The sequence below is a fragment of the Levilactobacillus parabrevis genome (genome assembly GCF_044051715.1).
Lineage (GTDB): Bacteria > Bacillota > Bacilli > Lactobacillales > Lactobacillaceae > Levilactobacillus > Levilactobacillus parabrevis.
Window position 1 is genome coordinate 789,771 of record NZ_CP168688.1, and the last position, 15,200, is coordinate 804,970.

The 15,200-nt window shown below is 50.6% G+C and carries 15 protein-coding genes and 1 riboswitch; of the genes, 8 read left to right on the forward strand and 7 right to left on the reverse strand.

Features of this window, described 5'->3' with window-relative positions:
- Nucleotides 1–103: 103 nt before the first annotated feature.
- The 5 genes from ACEPSU_RS03850 to ACEPSU_RS03870 all read right to left on the reverse strand — a co-directional run bounded on the left by ACEPSU_RS03850 (nt 104) and on the right by ACEPSU_RS03870 (nt 4,256).
- A complete protein-coding gene (locus ACEPSU_RS03850; RefSeq protein ID WP_395322878.1) occupies nt 104–466 on the reverse strand; it encodes a hypothetical protein in 363 nt (120 codons plus the stop codon).
- Between the two features lie 45 nt (nt 467–511).
- A complete protein-coding gene (gene tenA / locus ACEPSU_RS03855; protein WP_395323555.1) occupies nt 512–1,198 on the reverse strand; it encodes a thiaminase II in 687 nt (228 codons plus the stop codon).
- A 24-nt stretch (nt 1,199–1,222) separates the two neighbouring features.
- Complete coding sequence (locus ACEPSU_RS03860; protein ID WP_395322880.1) at nt 1,223–1,876, reverse strand: energy-coupling factor transporter transmembrane component T family protein; 654 nt, start codon at nt 1,874–1,876, stop codon at nt 1,223–1,225.
- The gene (locus tag ACEPSU_RS03865; protein WP_395322881.1) at nt 1,873–3,282 is read right to left on the reverse strand and encodes an ABC transporter ATP-binding protein; all 1,410 of its coding nucleotides are present in this window, start codon (nt 3,280–3,282) and stop codon (nt 1,873–1,875) included. Before ACEPSU_RS03865 ends, ACEPSU_RS03860 begins: the two co-directional genes overlap by 4 nt.
- A 419-nt stretch (nt 3,283–3,701) precedes the next feature.
- Nucleotides 3,702–4,256, reverse strand: a complete 555-nt coding sequence (locus ACEPSU_RS03870; RefSeq protein WP_020089808.1) for an ECF transporter S component — start codon at nt 4,254–4,256, stop codon at nt 3,702–3,704.
- An 84-nt stretch (nt 4,257–4,340) separates the two neighbouring features.
- A riboswitch (TPP riboswitch) is annotated at nt 4,341–4,432 on the reverse strand.
- A 210-nt stretch (nt 4,433–4,642) separates the two neighbouring features.
- On the opposite strand from ACEPSU_RS03870, the gene ACEPSU_RS03875 reads away from it, so the two are divergent.
- The 7 genes from ACEPSU_RS03875 (at nt 4,643) to ACEPSU_RS03905 (ending at nt 12,110) form a co-directional block, all read left to right on the forward strand.
- Nucleotides 4,643–5,815 (forward strand): D-alanyl-D-alanine carboxypeptidase family protein, encoded by a 1,173-nt coding sequence (locus tag ACEPSU_RS03875; protein WP_395323556.1) that lies wholly within the window; start codon nt 4,643–4,645, stop codon nt 5,813–5,815.
- Nucleotides 5,816–6,090: 275 nt separating this feature from the next.
- The gene (locus tag ACEPSU_RS03880) at nt 6,091–7,257 is read left to right on the forward strand and encodes a serine hydrolase (RefSeq protein WP_395322883.1); all 1,167 of its coding nucleotides are present in this window, start codon (nt 6,091–6,093) and stop codon (nt 7,255–7,257) included.
- A gap of 257 nt (nt 7,258–7,514) precedes the next feature.
- On the forward strand, nt 7,515–8,330 hold the full coding sequence (locus tag ACEPSU_RS03885) for an HAD-IIB family hydrolase (protein ID WP_395322884.1): 816 nt from the start codon (nt 7,515–7,517) through the stop codon (nt 8,328–8,330).
- Between the two features lie 85 nt (nt 8,331–8,415).
- Nucleotides 8,416–9,708: a PTS transporter subunit EIIC gene (locus ACEPSU_RS03890; protein ID WP_395322885.1), complete on the forward strand. Its 1,293-nt coding sequence runs from the start codon at nt 8,416–8,418 to the stop codon at nt 9,706–9,708.
- The gene (locus ACEPSU_RS03895) at nt 9,689–10,516 is read left to right on the forward strand and encodes an alpha/beta hydrolase (RefSeq protein WP_395322886.1); all 828 of its coding nucleotides are present in this window, start codon (nt 9,689–9,691) and stop codon (nt 10,514–10,516) included. Before ACEPSU_RS03890 ends, ACEPSU_RS03895 begins: the two co-directional genes overlap by 20 nt.
- Before the next feature lie 43 nt (nt 10,517–10,559).
- Nucleotides 10,560–11,375: a Cof-type HAD-IIB family hydrolase gene (locus tag ACEPSU_RS03900; RefSeq protein WP_395322887.1), complete on the forward strand. Its 816-nt coding sequence runs from the start codon at nt 10,560–10,562 to the stop codon at nt 11,373–11,375.
- Between the two features lie 81 nt (nt 11,376–11,456).
- Complete coding sequence (locus ACEPSU_RS03905; RefSeq protein ID WP_395322888.1) at nt 11,457–12,110, forward strand: hypothetical protein; 654 nt, start codon at nt 11,457–11,459, stop codon at nt 12,108–12,110.
- Between the two features lie 124 nt (nt 12,111–12,234).
- Here ACEPSU_RS03905 and ACEPSU_RS03910 read toward each other — a convergent pair whose 3' ends face one another.
- Nucleotides 12,235–13,191, reverse strand: coding sequence for a nucleoside hydrolase (locus ACEPSU_RS03910; protein ID WP_020089816.1), 957 nt, complete (start codon nt 13,189–13,191; stop codon nt 12,235–12,237).
- 177 nt (nt 13,192–13,368) lie between these two features.
- Between ACEPSU_RS03910 and ACEPSU_RS03915 the strand changes: the two genes are divergently transcribed.
- Nucleotides 13,369–14,412 carry a PrsW family intramembrane metalloprotease gene (locus ACEPSU_RS03915; protein WP_020089817.1) on the forward strand — a complete coding sequence of 348 codons (1,044 nt, stop codon included), beginning with the start codon at nt 13,369–13,371 and terminating at the stop codon, nt 14,410–14,412.
- Here ACEPSU_RS03915 and ACEPSU_RS03920 read toward each other — a convergent pair.
- Entirely contained in the window at nt 14,397–15,152 is a 756-nt protein-coding gene (locus ACEPSU_RS03920) for an alpha/beta fold hydrolase (protein WP_395322889.1), read from the reverse strand. The genes ACEPSU_RS03915 and ACEPSU_RS03920 overlap by 16 nt on opposite strands.
- Nucleotides 15,153–15,200: the final 48 nt, after the last annotated feature.

Genomic DNA, 15,200 nt, shown 5'->3' on the forward strand with positions numbered 1-15,200 from the left:
AGCGAGGTTTCAAACCGAGCCGAAAGCCCGTTTCTCAGGCTGTAGGCGGTCCCCACAGCGGCGGAATCTCTGACAGCCGCAGGCGATGTAGCTCATTCAACCCTTAAAAATGGAACCACTCGCTTTGGTTGCGGCGAACTTCACCGCGCAGGCCGAAGAAGTAAATCATGAATGCTGCGGCTAATAGAGCCAAGACAATCGTCCAGAACCAGGCATGGGTGTGGATGAATGTGAAGTATGCAAAGCCAAGTGTGCTCAGTGCAATTAAGATCAAGTTGACTGGTAGATTCTTACTGTGGATGAAGGCGATGGCTAATGCTAAGACCACCGCACCCCCGAACATGTCGTCACCGGACAACCGGGTTCCCACGCCATTGAATAATGCGTAGACCTCAATGATGAGGCCCAGCGCTAGGGCCAGGTAACCGAAAGACTGCAAGAATGTTAATTGTCGAATTCTTTTCATCGACGACACCTACTTTCTCTCTTAGGGTGTCTCTAGTATACCGCATTAGTTTTCGGCTGAAAAATCTGACGGCTCTGCGACCGGAATATTCCAATTTTCGTGGTCGAGGGCCATTTGCCAGAAGTTCAGTTCATACCAACTACTCTTTTCGAAAATGTCGAGCAACGTGGCCGTGTTGGCTGGCGTTGCGATGTGGTTAGCGAGAGCCAATTGGTCCGTCATCATTTCGGTATAGTCATCGGCATCGTAAGTATCCAACCAATCCTGGTAAATGGGCACCGGTGAGCCTGCTTGCGCCAGTTCCTGACCGATTTCGGCGTAGAGCCAGTAACAGGGGAGAAGACCCGCCACTGCACCAGCTGGACCGACCGTAGTCAGCGCACGGTAGAGGTGGCTGGTGTAGGCGTAGCCGGTCGGGGCTACGGGCGTTGCCGCGACTTCTGCCGCCGTAATGTTGAGACGGTCAAAGAAGGCTTGACGCACAGCAATTTCCCCTTGCCGCAAGTGTTCAGCGCCGGCGTGAAGCTGTTTAGCAACGCGTGGGTCCGTGCTTTGGTCGCCAGCGAGGTCGTGGATCTTGCCGAACTCCTGCAGATAATAGTGATCCTGAATCAGATAGTAGCGAAACGTCTCGCGTGGTAGAGTCCCCGCACAGAGTTGGGTGATGAAGGGATGATGCTTGGAAGCCGTCCATGAAGCCAGTGTGGCGGCATGTGCTTGATCGGTAAACATGACAAAACTCCTTTTGAATGAACGTTAAGGTAGGCCGACGAACAGACCGATCTGAACCAAGACAAGGCTACCACCAAAGAGCCACCAGTCACGAGCAACGAGTGGCACGGTTAGAGAATGCGTCCGCGGGGCCCCTTCCACGAAACCATGAGAGACCATGGCGGCTGCTAACTGATCCGACCAGTTCATGGCCGCCAAGATGACTTTGAAATACAGTCGGGGTGACCAAACGTGTAGGACTTCCCCACGCATCAAGGCTGCGGCTCGCACGGTGGAGACTTCAGCCTGAATTTTGGGCATCAGATTGAAAGCCGCCAGAAACCCGTAAGCAAATTTGCTAGGTAACTTGGCATTTTGTTCCAGAGAACGGGTCAGCCACAGGGGCTTCGTGGTCAGCGTGAACCAGCCCCCCATGTAGACGTACACGAACATCCGCGTGAAGATGACAATTAGAAAATGTGTCGAAGCATTCCCACGGAGCATCAACGACCAAACGAGGGCGCTGGCGAAGAAGAGCGGCACAATCGTGAGTAAGAGGAGTCGGCGCCACGGCACGCGGTTGATCAGCATGAGTAGGAGGCTCACGATAATCAGGACGACGTTGACCGTCCACACCTGAACGAAGGAAACTTCCAGCGCAATCAGCACAATCAAGGCTAACTTTAGTGAGGGATTCATGCGCTCACCCCCTGGTAAGTCAGGTGTTGGTCGGCTAATTGCAAATGCAGATCGACCAAGTCATCCAACCCACTGAGTTGATGGCTGATCAGAATCAGCGTGAGGTTGAGCTCACGTTGCACCGTGGTCAGGATGGTCATGACCGTTTGAATTGAGGCGTAATCCAGTCCCTTTAAAGGTTCATCGAGCAACAGGACTTCTGGTGTCATCATGAGCATGCACAGGAGCTGAAGCTTTTTCTGTTGACCGCTACTCAGGGAATAGAGCACCTGATCGTCACGGCCATCGAGGTTGAGGTCGCGTAGAAGGGCTTGAACCCGCGTTGACGTGAAGTAAGTGCTATTGCCATATTTTTGCGAGAGTGCCAGTTCCTCAGCAACGGTGACGTTGAGAAATTGTGCGGTAGCCGACTGGAACATCAAGCCGACTTGTCGGGCGTAGTGGCGTTTTCGGAGCTTTTTAATATCGGTGTCGCGGTAGGCGATGTGGCCTTGGTAGTGACCCAAACGAACGAGCGCCTTGAACAGTGTGGATTTTCCACTGCCGTTGGGACCGGTAATCAGAGTCGTTCGGTGCGCGTAAAAGCGTAGATCTTGTGGTGTCAGAAGCTGCCGGTCGCCGTGGGCCAGACCTAGTTGGGTGCCGTGAAGGCAGGTTATGAGCTGCTCGGTCGGCAACTGCACGTGTGACAGACGCAGGCGCTGTGGTGTAAAGGCCGCAAACCGTTGCTGCGTCTCGGCTGTGGAGAGCAAGTTGAGTTGACCATCCGCCAACACAGCGAGGTGGTCGACCCACTGCTGATAGCCACTGAGGTCGTGATCGGCCAGAACAATTGTCTTGCCCCGGTCGGTACATAGCGCCACCAGTTTCTCCAACAGGGTTAAGCGAGTCGGTGGATCGATGCTAGCAAACGGCTCGTCTAAAAGGATGACATCGCTGTTCATGGCAACGATGATGGCCAAAGCCACCTTCTGTTGCTCACCACCAGAGAGCTGCATGAGCTTACGAAATTTCAAATCTGAAATACCCACGAAGGACAGAGCGGCATCACTACGCTGCGCAATCTGTCCGGCAGGCACCTGTTGATTCTCTAAGGCGAAGCGCAGTTCGTTTTGGACGGTATCCATAGTGAACTGCGTGCTGGGTTCTTGGAAGAGCATGGCCACGGTGGCGGCGCGCTGGGTTGGGGCGACGCTACTGAGTGGATGGCCATCAAACGTAATCGTATCACCGGCGTTAGGGAGCAGTCCGGCAATCAACTTGAGTAGTGTCGACTTGCCGCCGCCGGATACGCCGGTCAGTAGTGAAAATTTGCCAGCAGGAAAGGTGCCAGAAAGGTGATTCAGCACCGGCTGGTCTTGCTTCGGATAGGTGTAAGTGAGTGATTGTACCGTGACGGTAGCCAAATAAATTCCCCCAATACTGCTTGAAAGACTTGGAAATATGTTGCTTGATAACGTGTGAATGATTGCTTGTAGTTGTCAGAAGCTCAGTTCAGCCTGATTCAGACTAAAATTTTCGTTGCGTGAGTGTACGTCTATGGTAAGCGTTGCGATTTTGATTAAAGTGTATAACGGGTTAAGTGATCGGTGAAGGGTTACCTTTTTGCTGAGTTCACGTTGTGTGAGCCGCAGGAGTGGTGAAAATGGACTCAGCTGTGGGAAGTCTCTTAGCGGCGTATGCCGGTTAGAGACTTGGTGGGATTGAGACGTGTTTTTTCGGCTCAATCCCAAGCCTAAAGACCGCTTTGTGGCTTTAGGCGTCCACCCTCAGCGTTCCGGTCCATTTTCACCGCTCTGGAGGCGCTGTAAGGCGACCAGTGAAGTTAGTCCTTCAAAACGTGGGCGCGGACTAGGAGATTGTTGATCAGCTTGGTCAGCACGCCACCGAAGACGAAGACGGACAGCAACCGCACAACGAACAACAGTAACAGGAATGGTAAGTGGTAAGCCGTGTACCCGTTACGAATCAGGTCCCATGCGAAGGTGACGATGGTCGTGGTGAGCGTACTCATAGCCAGTGTGAACCAGCCGTAACGCTTGTAGCCGGTAAAAATGAAACCGAGTTCGGAACCGAAACCTTGGAGGACACCTGAAATCAAGGTGCTGGCTCCCCAGATACCACCGAGAAACATTTCTACCACGGCACCCAGCAATTCACCCAAGGTTGCCGCGCCGGGAATCCGAATCACGAAACCGGCGAGGGGCCCCGCCATAACCCAGATGCCTAACAACAGTTCATTTGCTAGCGGTTGTAACCCGAATGGCGCTAAAGCAGCCGCCAAGATTGTGTAAACCGGACCGATTGCCCAAAAAATAACTCCCATAAAAATTGCAATAATCGTTACCAAAATAATATCTCTAATATGCCAACGTTTCATAAACATCCGCCTCCTAAAATTTTGACGCTGAGGGGCCACCAATGCTAAAAAAATCCCCACTAATGCACTTAGTGGGGTCATTGATAGCTATTGATTACGCGTTCCCTTCGCTGGTATTAACCAGAGCAGGTTCAATGGGTTTGATCTCAGCCGCGATGGCACCCCAGTCGTATTTGATTAATCTTAGCTTAACGAGTTTACCTGGGAATTGCAACCGCAGCCGTGAAAAATCGTTTCTATGCTATGAGCTGTTCAGCGGCAAAATTATTTTTACAACTACGTTACAGTCGCATCAGTGACCCCCAGAACGCTTCCAGTTGCTGAGGAAGAGTGCTATTCTAATCGTTAGTTGTCTTAATTATTGTTGGATAGGAAGGGTTCGAGTTATGCGTAAAGTACATATGAAACGCGGTCTTATCGCGTTTGCCGTGGCCATTACGGTGGGCGGCGTAGTCAGTCCAGTTGTGCCAGTGAACGCCGCCACTGGATATAAGACGGTCAGCACCAAATCAATCAAGAAAACGGCTTATCACAAGAAGAGTGCCAAAGGCGCCATCTTTAACAAGCGGCACACCCGTAAGGTTATTAACCTAACTGCACACCCCCACACGACGTGGTATGCGACAAAGCAAGCGACGTTGAAGCACGGGAAGACCAAGGGAATTTACTTCTACGTCAGGAATAGCAAGAGCAGCGTTAAGGGCTGGATCTGGCACGGGTACCTGAAGAAAGGGAAAGCACCGTTTACTTTGACTAAAGCCAGAGCGGCCGTTGCCATGGACGCGAAGACGGGGAAGGTCGTTTGGGCCAAGCACGCCAACACGGCGCGACCAATTGCGTCCGTTTCTAAATTGATGACATTGTATCTGACGTTGAAGAAGATCGATGGCAAGTCGCGTAACTGGAATCATAAAATCAAGATTACCAGTCGCGGTCTGGTCTCGATGAGTCGTAGTGCAGCGTATGGTGGTTTCCACTTTAAGCTGAACCATAAGTACACGGTCCGCCAGCTCTACTACGCAGCCTTTCTGGATTCGTCTAACAACTCAGCAATTGCACTGGGCCAGTGGGTCGGTGGCAGTAACGGTAAGTTCATTCGGAAAATGAATGCGCAGGCTAAGGCCTGGAAGATGGGCCAAGCTCACTTTGTTTCGGCATCCGGCTTGGAGAACAGCGACTTGCGGCAGTACGGCTACGCCTATGGCAAGGCCAACGCCAACAAGGTTTCGGCTAAGGACGTGGCGTTGATTGCGCGTCATCTGATGACTCAGTATCCGCGAGTCTTGAAGGACGGTAAGATTGGCTCAATGAAGGTCAACGGGCAGGTTTGCCACAACTACAACAACTTATTGAAGGGGCGGAAATACTACCGGGCGTCTTTGAAGGTTGATGGGTTAAAGACCGGTTACACGCCATTGGCCGGTTACTGTTTCGTTGGGACGGGTCAGAAGTCCGGCAAGCACCGAGTCATTACGGTCGTCCTACACGATGAAAATGAGTTCACAGAAACACGGTCACTCATGAATCATGCTTACGGTATGCGTAGCATGAATAACTAGGCTGTGTGCAGCTAAAAGCGCATAGATTTAGTGTTCAGTGAGAATGGATTAATTCTCACTGGACGCTTTTTACTTTGGGGTCAAGGGCGACTCGGGCGGTAGGATAGGGTTGGTGGGTAAAAGTAAAGCCCACAATTAGTTCAGCCGACAAGTGATGGATTACGGTAAAATTACGGTCCCAACAACTAGGTTACAAAGTCGCATGTCCCCTTGTCTGCTGTCCATTTAACATGGTAGGCTGTGGGTTAGAGATTAGAAAAGGGGAATACATACCAATGAGAATTTCAAAGTTCAAGGGGTTCATGCTGGCCCTGTTGTTTACGGTCACATTAGGGGCTGCCGTAAACGTTCAGGTGACCGCCAACGCCGCAACTTATACCACGGTGTCAACGAAGACGGTGACGAAGGCTGCCTATCACAAGAAGAGTACGGCGGGAGCCATTTACAACAAGGCGCATAACAAGCGAATCGCCACAATGAAGGGCTATCCCAACACAACCTGGTACGTGACGCAACAGGCCACGCTCAAGCACAGTAACTCCAAGGGGATTTACTACTACGTTGCCAACAAGAGCGGTTCCGTTAAGGGCTGGATCTGGCACGGCTACCTGAAGAAGGGAAAGGCACCATTTGGGCTGAAATACGCCAAAAATGCCGTTGCTTTAGACTACACGACGGGGAAGGCGGTTTGGTCTAAGCGTGCGAATACGGCGCGGCCAATCGCTTCCGTTTCCAAGCTGATGACGCTGTACCTGGTCTTGGATAAGATCGACAATGGTTCCGGTAAGTGGACCGACATCGTGAAGACCAATAATCGGGGGTTAGTTGCGATGGGCAATAGTGCTAGCTGTGGGGGCTTCAGGTTCTACAGCAATCACAAGTACACGGTTAAGGAATTATACGATGCAGCACTGCTTGATTCGTCGAACAACGCCGCCATCGCGCTGGGCCAATGGGTTTCTGGTAGTAACGCTAAATTCATCAAGAAGATGAATGCGCAAGCGCAAGCCTGGAATTTGGACAAGGCCAGCTTTGTCTCCGCTTCTGGTTTGGAAAATAGTGATTTAAAGGCGTTTGGCTACAACTACGGTTCCGCCAACGCCAACATGGTTTCCGCTAAGGATGTGGCGTTGATCGCACGGCATCTGATCAAGGACTACCCGCAGATCCTAACGGACGGTTCTGTTGGTTCCAAGCGGGTCAACGGTCAATTGTGCTATAACTACAACAACATGTTACAGGGTCGCAAGTATTACCAAGCGAGCCTGAACGTGGACGGTTTGAAGACCGGGTACACGCCACTGGCAGGGTACTGCTTCGTGGGGACTGGCCAGAAAGCCGGTAAGCACCGGGTGATCACGGTCGTTCTGCACGATGAGAACGAATTTACCGAAACCAAGTCATTGATGAACCACGCCTACAGTTTGGGCATGGATGCCTAATTATAAATAGTTGCCAAATCGCGCTGGAGAAATCCAGGGCGATTTTTGTTTTTGTGGCCGACTATCTTGAGCGTGGATGGTCTTTTGGGGGGATGAATCGTTACTGAAACAGATGCTAGATTAAGCCATTTAGCCTATCGGTATCCCTGGTGTGACAGCGTTTGTTTTATGATTTTATTTATAAGAGAAATGCGTTGTACTGGGCTGACTGGCCAGGTATGATGGGGGTATGTTATTTCAAGAAAGGGTGTCAGTGGATGCGACCAAAGGTTATCGCAACGGATTTAGATGGGACGTTTTTAGATGAAAATGGCCACTACAATCAGCATCGGTTTGATGCACAACTGGCGGCGCTGGCACGCCGCGAAATACGCTTTGTGGTAACGACAGGCGACCCGTTAGACCACGTGCAAGCGCTGTTTGCGCCACTGGCCAATCGGGTAACGTTAACCTATATCGTTGAGGATGGTGCGTTGACAGTGACCGGGACGGGGGAGCAACTGCAGTCCCAAGCAATTGCACCACAGGACTGGCAAGCCGCGGTGACCTGGCTGAAGACGGCTCCCATTATGGCTGACTGTTTTGTGATCGTGTGCGGCCGGGATCGGGCGTACACTGAGTTACCGGCGACGAGTCAGCGATTCCAGGCATCTCAGGCTTTTTATCCCAGTCTGACGAGCGTTTCAGATCTGCTTCAGGTGACAGATGCCATATTGAAGATTGACGTGACGTGGCTCAAGACAGACGTGGTTGCGCAAGTGGCGGCATTTAATCAACATTTTCAGAACCACTTGGTGGGAACCAGCAGTGGTCTAGGTGGCATGAACGTGACGCTGCCACTGGTCAGTAAAGCCGCCGCACTGTTAGCTTTGGGCCGAATCTGGGGCGTTTTACCGGAGCAAATGGCAGCGTTTGGCGATTCCGGCAACGATCACGCAATGTTAGAAATGGTGGGTCAAGGTTTTGCCGTGGCAAATGCCGACCCGGCTATTATTACGGGAAATATTCAGCGCTTGCCTACGAACAATCAGTTAGGTGCTGTGGGTCAACAAATTGACCAGTGGTTAGTTTAGGTGATCGCCAGACTAACCGAGTGTCGCGTGTAACCGGGCGACCACTAAATGCCGTACAATCAGCGGTATTGAGGGGGTGGTCCCGATGGCTGAACGGATCAGTAGGGTTGGTTGCAACCTCATTGGACTTGAAATTAAGTTTCGACGGAATCGGCAAGTTAGTGCTATTTACCGAGCACTGCGACTGATTTTTCCTGTAATTCTAGTCGGAACGTTAGCTGATTTTATCAATCAGACGTGGCTACAGCGCAGCGGGTATTATTATCAAACGCTTCACGTGGCGAAGTGGGCGTTTCAATTGCACCTCCTTCGTCAGTACCTCGGACTATTGAGTGCCGGTACGCTCGGATTAACGGCGATTCTAATGGCTTTTGCAGTGAGTTTTTATCTGGTGGCGCCGGCCACCCCACTGATTAGGGATCGGCTGATGGCGGGAGTCATCGCGATTATTGCCCTGAAGTCACTGAATGTGAATCGCCAATCCGTATTGAGCAATCATTCGGTGCAGTGGCTTTCTAGTAATCTCGGGCTCTCGGGTATCTTAGTGGGGGTCCTAGTTGGCTTGCTGGTGGGGAATGGGTACCGATGGTTAATCAATCATCAGGATCCGGAACACGAGCACTTGGAGCAAACGGTGGGGGTTGTGGGCCTTTGGTTGGTGGTACTAACTGGTTTAGGCTTTGTTTGGGTCAGTACCCAGACAGTCAGTTTGAATGCAGCACTCCTGACGCTAGCGCGGTGGCCGTTTCAGCTCCCACATAGCTTGGGAACACTGTTAGGATTTGGCTTGCTCACGGGGACCTGTCAATGGTTGGGAATTCTGGGGCCAGTTGCCAGTGTCGGTGGACAATCGATTGAGGCAGCACAGAACCTGGCCGCCGTGTTGAATCATAGTGGCTGGCAGTTGCCGCATCCAATTACATTACACACGGTCGTTGATGTGTATGCCACAAGTGGGGGACCGGGGATGGTCCTGGCACTCTTGCTTGCTATCTTTTTAGTCCGGCACAATGCGGCGCAACGGCGGATGGGGTGGTACTGCTTGGTCCCGACCCTAGGAAACTTTAATGCACCGTTATTGATGGGATTGCCCGTTATTTTCAGTCCGATATTGTTCTTACCGTTCATCCTTGCACCGTTAGTCTGTATCACACTGAGTTGGGCAGCGTTAGTCCTCCATTGGGTGCCAGCAGTAGCCTATCCGTTAGCCAATGGGACACCGGGAATCTTACAGGCTTTCTTGGGAACCGGCGGCAGTTGGGCTGCTCTGCTCTTAGCCGTGATTGAGCTCGTCATTAGCACAGTCATCTATTATCCGTTCGTCAAATGGGCAGGAATTGCGGAGGAGGCGATCGGTTATGAAACGAAGATTTCGTAGTTTGGGAGTTATCCTCTTGGTCTTGGTGGTTCTCTGCATTCCGGGATTTCTTTGGCGGTCGCAACAACGGGCCCATGTTCAGGCAAATTATCGGAGTGCCATGGCCCCCGTCTTTCTAGTGCCAGGATCAAGCGCTACGCAGAACCGTTTCAATGCGTTGGTCGCAGAACTCAATCGAGAGACACCGCACCAACACAGCCTATTACGCGTAGAAGTCATGACTGATGGGACGTTGAAGTATACGGGAAGTATTCGGCCAACGGACAAGCAACCGATTATTGTCGTCGGATTTGAGAATCATCATGATGGTTACGAGACAATTCAGAAGCAGGCTAAATGGTTCACAATTGCTTTCAAGGCCCTGCAGCAGACGTATCACTTCAACCACTTTTCAGCGATGGGTCACTCTAATGGTGGCTTGGTGTTGACAATCTTCTTGGAAGACGATGTTGCCCGAACCAAGACCCACGCCGATCGGTTGATGACGATTGCCTCGCCATTTAATTTAGAAGAGTCTGATCAAAATGTGGATACACCACTCTTTAAACAGCTGAGTCAGCATCGCAAACACCTACCTAAGTCCGTCACGGTTTATTCGATTGCTGGAAGCGAAGGTTATTCTGGCGATGGGATTGTGCCCTTTGATAGCGTGAACCGTGGCAAATTGATCTTTCAGGGCCAAGTTAAAAGCTTTACGCAAATGACGGTGACCGGCGCGAATGCCAATCACGCCGATCTTCCAGAGAATCAGCAAATTGTTGGCTTGATTCGCCAAGACCTTTTGAAGGTGACCGGGTTTAATTCGTAACCGGTTACGTGTAAAATGGGAGGTATACGGAGGACGAAAACGAATGACAAAAATGATTGCACTCGACCTAGACGAGACGCTACTGAATACTGATAAGACCATCAGTGAGGAGAATGTTGCCGTTTTGCGCAAGCTTCACACCGCTGGCATTAAAGTGGTACTATGCACCGGCCGCCCAATCAATGCGATTTGGGGCTACCTCGAACAACTCGGCCTGACGACCGCTGAAGATTACACGATTACTTTCAACGGGGCGTTGGTTATTCAAAATACAACTAAAGAAGCTTTGGCTCAAAGCGGGTTAAGCAAGCACGATTTCCAACCGCTTCACGCTTTTGCTAAGGAGAACGGGTACCCACTCGATGTCTTGGACTTTGACCAAGTCTACCCCGTGTCGGATCTAACACCATCCGTCTACCAGCATATGCTGAAGGCACCGATGGACTTTATTCCTACGGCGTTTGCTGACTTGCCAGAACACCTCTTTAGTAAGGCGGTCATGGCAACGGATGCAGATGTCTTGGATCAAGTCGTTGCCAAATTGACGCCTGAACTACACGATTTGTACCATGTGGTGCGGTCGCAGCCCAAGATCCTTGAATTCTTAGCTGCCGATATGGACAAGGCGGTTGGCTTGGGTCAACTGTTGACGCACTTCGGGTGGGACTTCGATGACTTAATGGCCTTTGGCGATGCTGAAAATGATTTAGGGATGATTAAGGCCGCCGGTGATGGGGTTGCCATGTTAAATGGTCAATCAGAAATCAAGGCTGCGGCCAATCATCAGACGCCAACGACGAACAACGAAGCTGGTGTCGCTGAGTATCTGAAACAACGTTTTGCAGAGATCTTAGACTAACGGATGAGACTTCTTGCAATTACAAAAGAATAATGGCACTATAAAAGGTGTAGTGGATGAATTTTAAGGAGGATTATCGTCATGAAACGTTTAATGGTTAAGCTAGGACTAACAGTGATGGCATTGGGGACCCTTGGTGGGGTCGTTGCACCGAGCGTTTCTGCTAGTGCTACCAAGAAGCCAACAATCAACAATACCGATTTGAAACGGTACTATAAGAATGCCAAGTCAAAGACGGCCTTTTACTTTAAGACGTACAAATCAGGCGGCAAAACCGGCACGATGCTGATTTTTGGTGACTTTGGGTCCACGCCGAACGTGAAGTACGGTGTGCCAACTTCAACCAAGCTGAGTAAGAATCGGCAAACGTTGACGACGAAGTACAAGTTAATCCAATTTAAGACCGCCGATAAAAACAAGACCACGACCTCGTTGACCAAGAAGACTTATACCTTTAAGTTAACGAAGAAGTCGAGCTCGAAGTTCACCGCTAAGATTGCGGGGACGAAGGCTAACCGGCGTTTGGCAACGACCGGGAAGACTTACACGTACACCAAGACTAAGAAGAGTCCAGCCGCAGCCTATGGCAAGAAGTACGTTAAGCCAGCATTGTACAAACAGTACATGAAGGCGTTTGAAAGTTTGGACGCAACTAACCAGAAAAAGTATGCGAATCAGTATGCCAATCAAGGTGTTAAGAACATGACGAGCAACTTTAATTACAAGACGAAATAAATCTGATTCTAGCGAGTGGCAAATCCCAATTGGCGTTGCCACTCGTTTTTTGTTGTCTTGAAAAAGCAATTTAGCGCAAAAAAATCCCGCCATTACGAAACGGCGGGATTCAAATGACTTAAATTTAGTTTTGCTTGAACAGGTTCGTCAAGTATTCCATAAAGGTCTTCAAGTAACGGTCCTTATCAACCGCAACAGATACCTTCACGTTAGTTGGTTCGTTCAACCGGTTATCGTCACCGATGGTCCGGCCGTAAGTTTCCTTGTTGTAGTTTACGACCATGTTCAGGTCAATCGTGGTAACGAAGCTAGGGTCCAAAGCAACCCCAACAGCCAGTGGATCATGCAAAGCACAACCACCTAAGTTGTCGTTAACATCAACGTAGGCTTGAATGTAGTAGTCAACGATGTCGGCAAACTTTTCACCGGCTTCGGTGCCTAAGTCACGCCATTGTTGGGTTTCCTTCTTGGTTAAGAGGGTCCGCAGCGTTACGTCCAGGCCGACCATCGTTGAGTGCATTGGGCTGGTCAGAACGGCGTTAGCGGCTTCAGCATCTTGGTTGATGTTGGCTTCGGCGTAGGCCGTCACGTTACCAGGAACAGTTAAGGCCCCACCCATGAAGGTCATGTTGCCAATTTCCGTAGCGATTTCTGGAGCTTTCTTCAAAGCAGCAGCTAAGTTGGTCATTGGACCAGTTGGCACTAACGTCAAATCTTTACCATACTTGTGAGCAGCATCGATTAAGAAGTCCACACCGGATTCCTTTTCGATAGCGCGCTTAGGTTCTGGTAATTCGACTTGGCCGATCCCGTTTTCACCGTGGATGTCGGCACTAACTTGCATCCGATCAAAGTGATCACTGGTTGAGGAATGACTTTCACCTAGGTAAACGGGGATGTCGGTGTGGCCGAGGAGTTCCAAAATCTTTAAGGAGTTTTGGCCACCTGCTTCAACAACGACGTTACCGTAAGAACCGATAATCCCGATTAAGTCCACATCTGGGGCACCTAATGCGTAAGCAATTGCTAAGGAATCATCGATACCAGTATCTAAGTCTAAAATCATTTTACGTTTTGCCATGATATAATTGTCTCCCCTTTGATCTATATTTAATTGGCTGAGCGCCTACTACAACTATAATGTAACGGTTTACATTTAGCAAGCGGTCTCGGAATCAAGTTGAAGCGTTACGGCATTCACGGTAAACTAAGAATCAGGCTCAAGCGTTTTGATGGGCCGGTCAAGGGGGATTGGGCAATGGCGAATAAGGAGTCAGTGAAGCCGACAAAACGGCATTTTGAGTATCACAATCATTTACTGGATGATGCAACAAAAGAAATGAATGAGTGGACTGGTGAAAATAAAGTTGTTGAAATTCATTTATTTTCTATGTTTTCGGCGGTCTTTAAACATCACGATTTAGACGATGCGGAGTCGCTCTTTATTGTCGGGACCAAAGAAACCACGCCTTCGTTGGAGGCCGTTTCGACCGCACCAGTGAAACCGTGGCTATTTTCCCGGGTATTTGCACTACTGGGCGCTAGCTTTGTCTTGTTAGCCTTACTATTTCTGGGCTTTCGGAGTAACAACGCCGTTCCCGGGATGATCTTTATTGGGTCGTTGACCGTGCCATTTTCACTCATGATCATGTTTTTTGAAATTAACGTTTTCCGCAATATTTCCGTCTATCAACTCATGGCGGTCTTTCTGGTCGGGGGGATCCTGTCATTGGTGGCGACGATGATTCTCTATTCGCTGATTCCATCGGGGAACGGTGTGTCGTGGGAGTCCGCCCTGATTGTGGGCTTTATCGAAGAGACCGCTAAGATGTTAGTGATCGCGTTCTTTATCAATCGTTTCCGTTTGAATTATATCTTTAATGGACTGCTGTTGGGAGCGGCCATCGGCGCAGGGTTTGCCGTCTTTGAAACGGCCGGGTACACGGGGCAATACGGCCTGGTGACCTTGCTGATGCGTAGCTGGCAGGCGATTGGGACGCATACGATCTGGTCCGCCATCATGGGGGCGGCCATCATGCTTGCCAAGGAACGGCATCAACCCGTGACCGGAAGTAACATTGTTGCGCCAAAGTTCCTGCGATTCTACCTGCTGGCGATTCTGCTCCACGCCGGTTGGGATTGGAATGCGCCATTCGATGTGTTGGATATCCTTTACCTCCAGCAGTGGACTCTGATCGCCATTGGTTGGGTGGCAATCTTTGTGCTGATCAATGCCGGTCTTCGAGAGGTCAGAACGCTGCAAGGCCAACGGATCTTGAAAAATAGTCAACTCGGCGGATAGAGAAACCTGATGATTTTTCGATCAATCGCCGGGTTCTCGTGAAGCAGGGAATGTTGCATATCCCACACCGGACCACGCAGCTCTTCGAAGCGATAGCTACCAACGTGACCCGAAACTAAGTGTCGTAGTGGGGTCGCCGTGTCTACAGGGACCTCGCTGTCGTTGCCAGTTAAACCAATGCTACCTGCAAGATTTAAGATGTGTAGCTGAGGGTAGTGTGCTCGAAGTGGTGAGCAGCCAGGAAAGTCAGCGCCGATGCAGACGATTCGGCTGACCGTCACGGGTGCGTGTCGGGCTTGGTTCAGGTAATCGTAAGCAATCGTGCCACCCGAGGAGTGGCCAACGAAGTTAATGTGGGTAATGCCGTAACGTGCTCTTAATTGGGTCAACACCGTCACGAGTTGACGCGCTTCTCTGGCGGCATGGGTGTTATCCTTAAAGAGTACCGGTACCAGTGGATTAGCGCTGATGGGTTGGCGTTGTTGCCAGTTGACGTGTCCACTATCGGTAACGTGTGCGGTCAGGCTAAAGTGAGCCAGTTGTGGGCGGCTGAGACTGAGAACCATGTCCCGCATGGAGAGCCAGCCACCGCTATTTCCTGGTAAGAAAAGGGTGGCCGTGCGCGTCTGCGGAACCCGGGTCGTCGCTAAGGCGGCTTGACGCGCGTGCCAGCCCCAAGCGAGTGCGCCTAGCGTGACCAGTACGGTCAGGAGAATTGTGAGTCCGCGCAGATGTTTCATAGCCATCACCTCCTCAGGTGTTTGTCGAGTTAAAGAAATGGAGTTCAA

Excerpts from the sequence above, each read along its gene's own strand:
- ACEPSU_RS03890 (WP_395322885.1), top strand. The coding sequence starts at position 8,416 with ATGGCTGAACGGATCAGTAGGGTTGGTTGCAACCTCATTGGACTTGAA.
- ACEPSU_RS03920 (WP_395322889.1), bottom strand. The coding sequence starts at position 15,152 with ATGAAACATCTGCGCGGACTCACAATTCTCCTGACCGTACTGGTCACG.
- ACEPSU_RS03895 (WP_395322886.1), top strand. The coding sequence starts at position 9,689 with ATGAAACGAAGATTTCGTAGTTTGGGAGTTATCCTCTTGGTCTTGGTG.
- ACEPSU_RS03875 (WP_395323556.1), top strand. The coding sequence starts at position 4,643 with ATGCGTAAAGTACATATGAAACGCGGTCTTATCGCGTTTGCCGTGGCC.
- ACEPSU_RS03900 (WP_395322887.1), top strand. The coding sequence starts at position 10,560 with ATGACAAAAATGATTGCACTCGACCTAGACGAGACGCTACTGAATACT.
- ACEPSU_RS03905 (WP_395322888.1), top strand. The coding sequence starts at position 11,457 with ATGAAACGTTTAATGGTTAAGCTAGGACTAACAGTGATGGCATTGGGG.
- ACEPSU_RS03860 (WP_395322880.1), bottom strand. The coding sequence starts at position 1,876 with ATGAATCCCTCACTAAAGTTAGCCTTGATTGTGCTGATTGCGCTGGAA.
- ACEPSU_RS03915 (WP_020089817.1), top strand. The coding sequence starts at position 13,369 with ATGGCGAATAAGGAGTCAGTGAAGCCGACAAAACGGCATTTTGAGTAT.
- ACEPSU_RS03870 (WP_020089808.1), bottom strand. The coding sequence starts at position 4,256 with ATGAAACGTTGGCATATTAGAGATATTATTTTGGTAACGATTATTGCA.
- ACEPSU_RS03850 (WP_395322878.1), bottom strand. The coding sequence starts at position 466 with ATGAAAAGAATTCGACAATTAACATTCTTGCAGTCTTTCGGTTACCTG.
- ACEPSU_RS03885 (WP_395322884.1), top strand. The coding sequence starts at position 7,515 with ATGCGACCAAAGGTTATCGCAACGGATTTAGATGGGACGTTTTTAGAT.
- ACEPSU_RS03880 (WP_395322883.1), top strand. The coding sequence starts at position 6,091 with ATGAGAATTTCAAAGTTCAAGGGGTTCATGCTGGCCCTGTTGTTTACG.
- ACEPSU_RS03910 (WP_020089816.1), bottom strand. The coding sequence starts at position 13,191 with ATGGCAAAACGTAAAATGATTTTAGACTTAGATACTGGTATCGATGAT.
- tenA (WP_395323555.1), bottom strand. The coding sequence starts at position 1,198 with ATGTTTACCGATCAAGCACATGCCGCCACACTGGCTTCATGGACGGCT.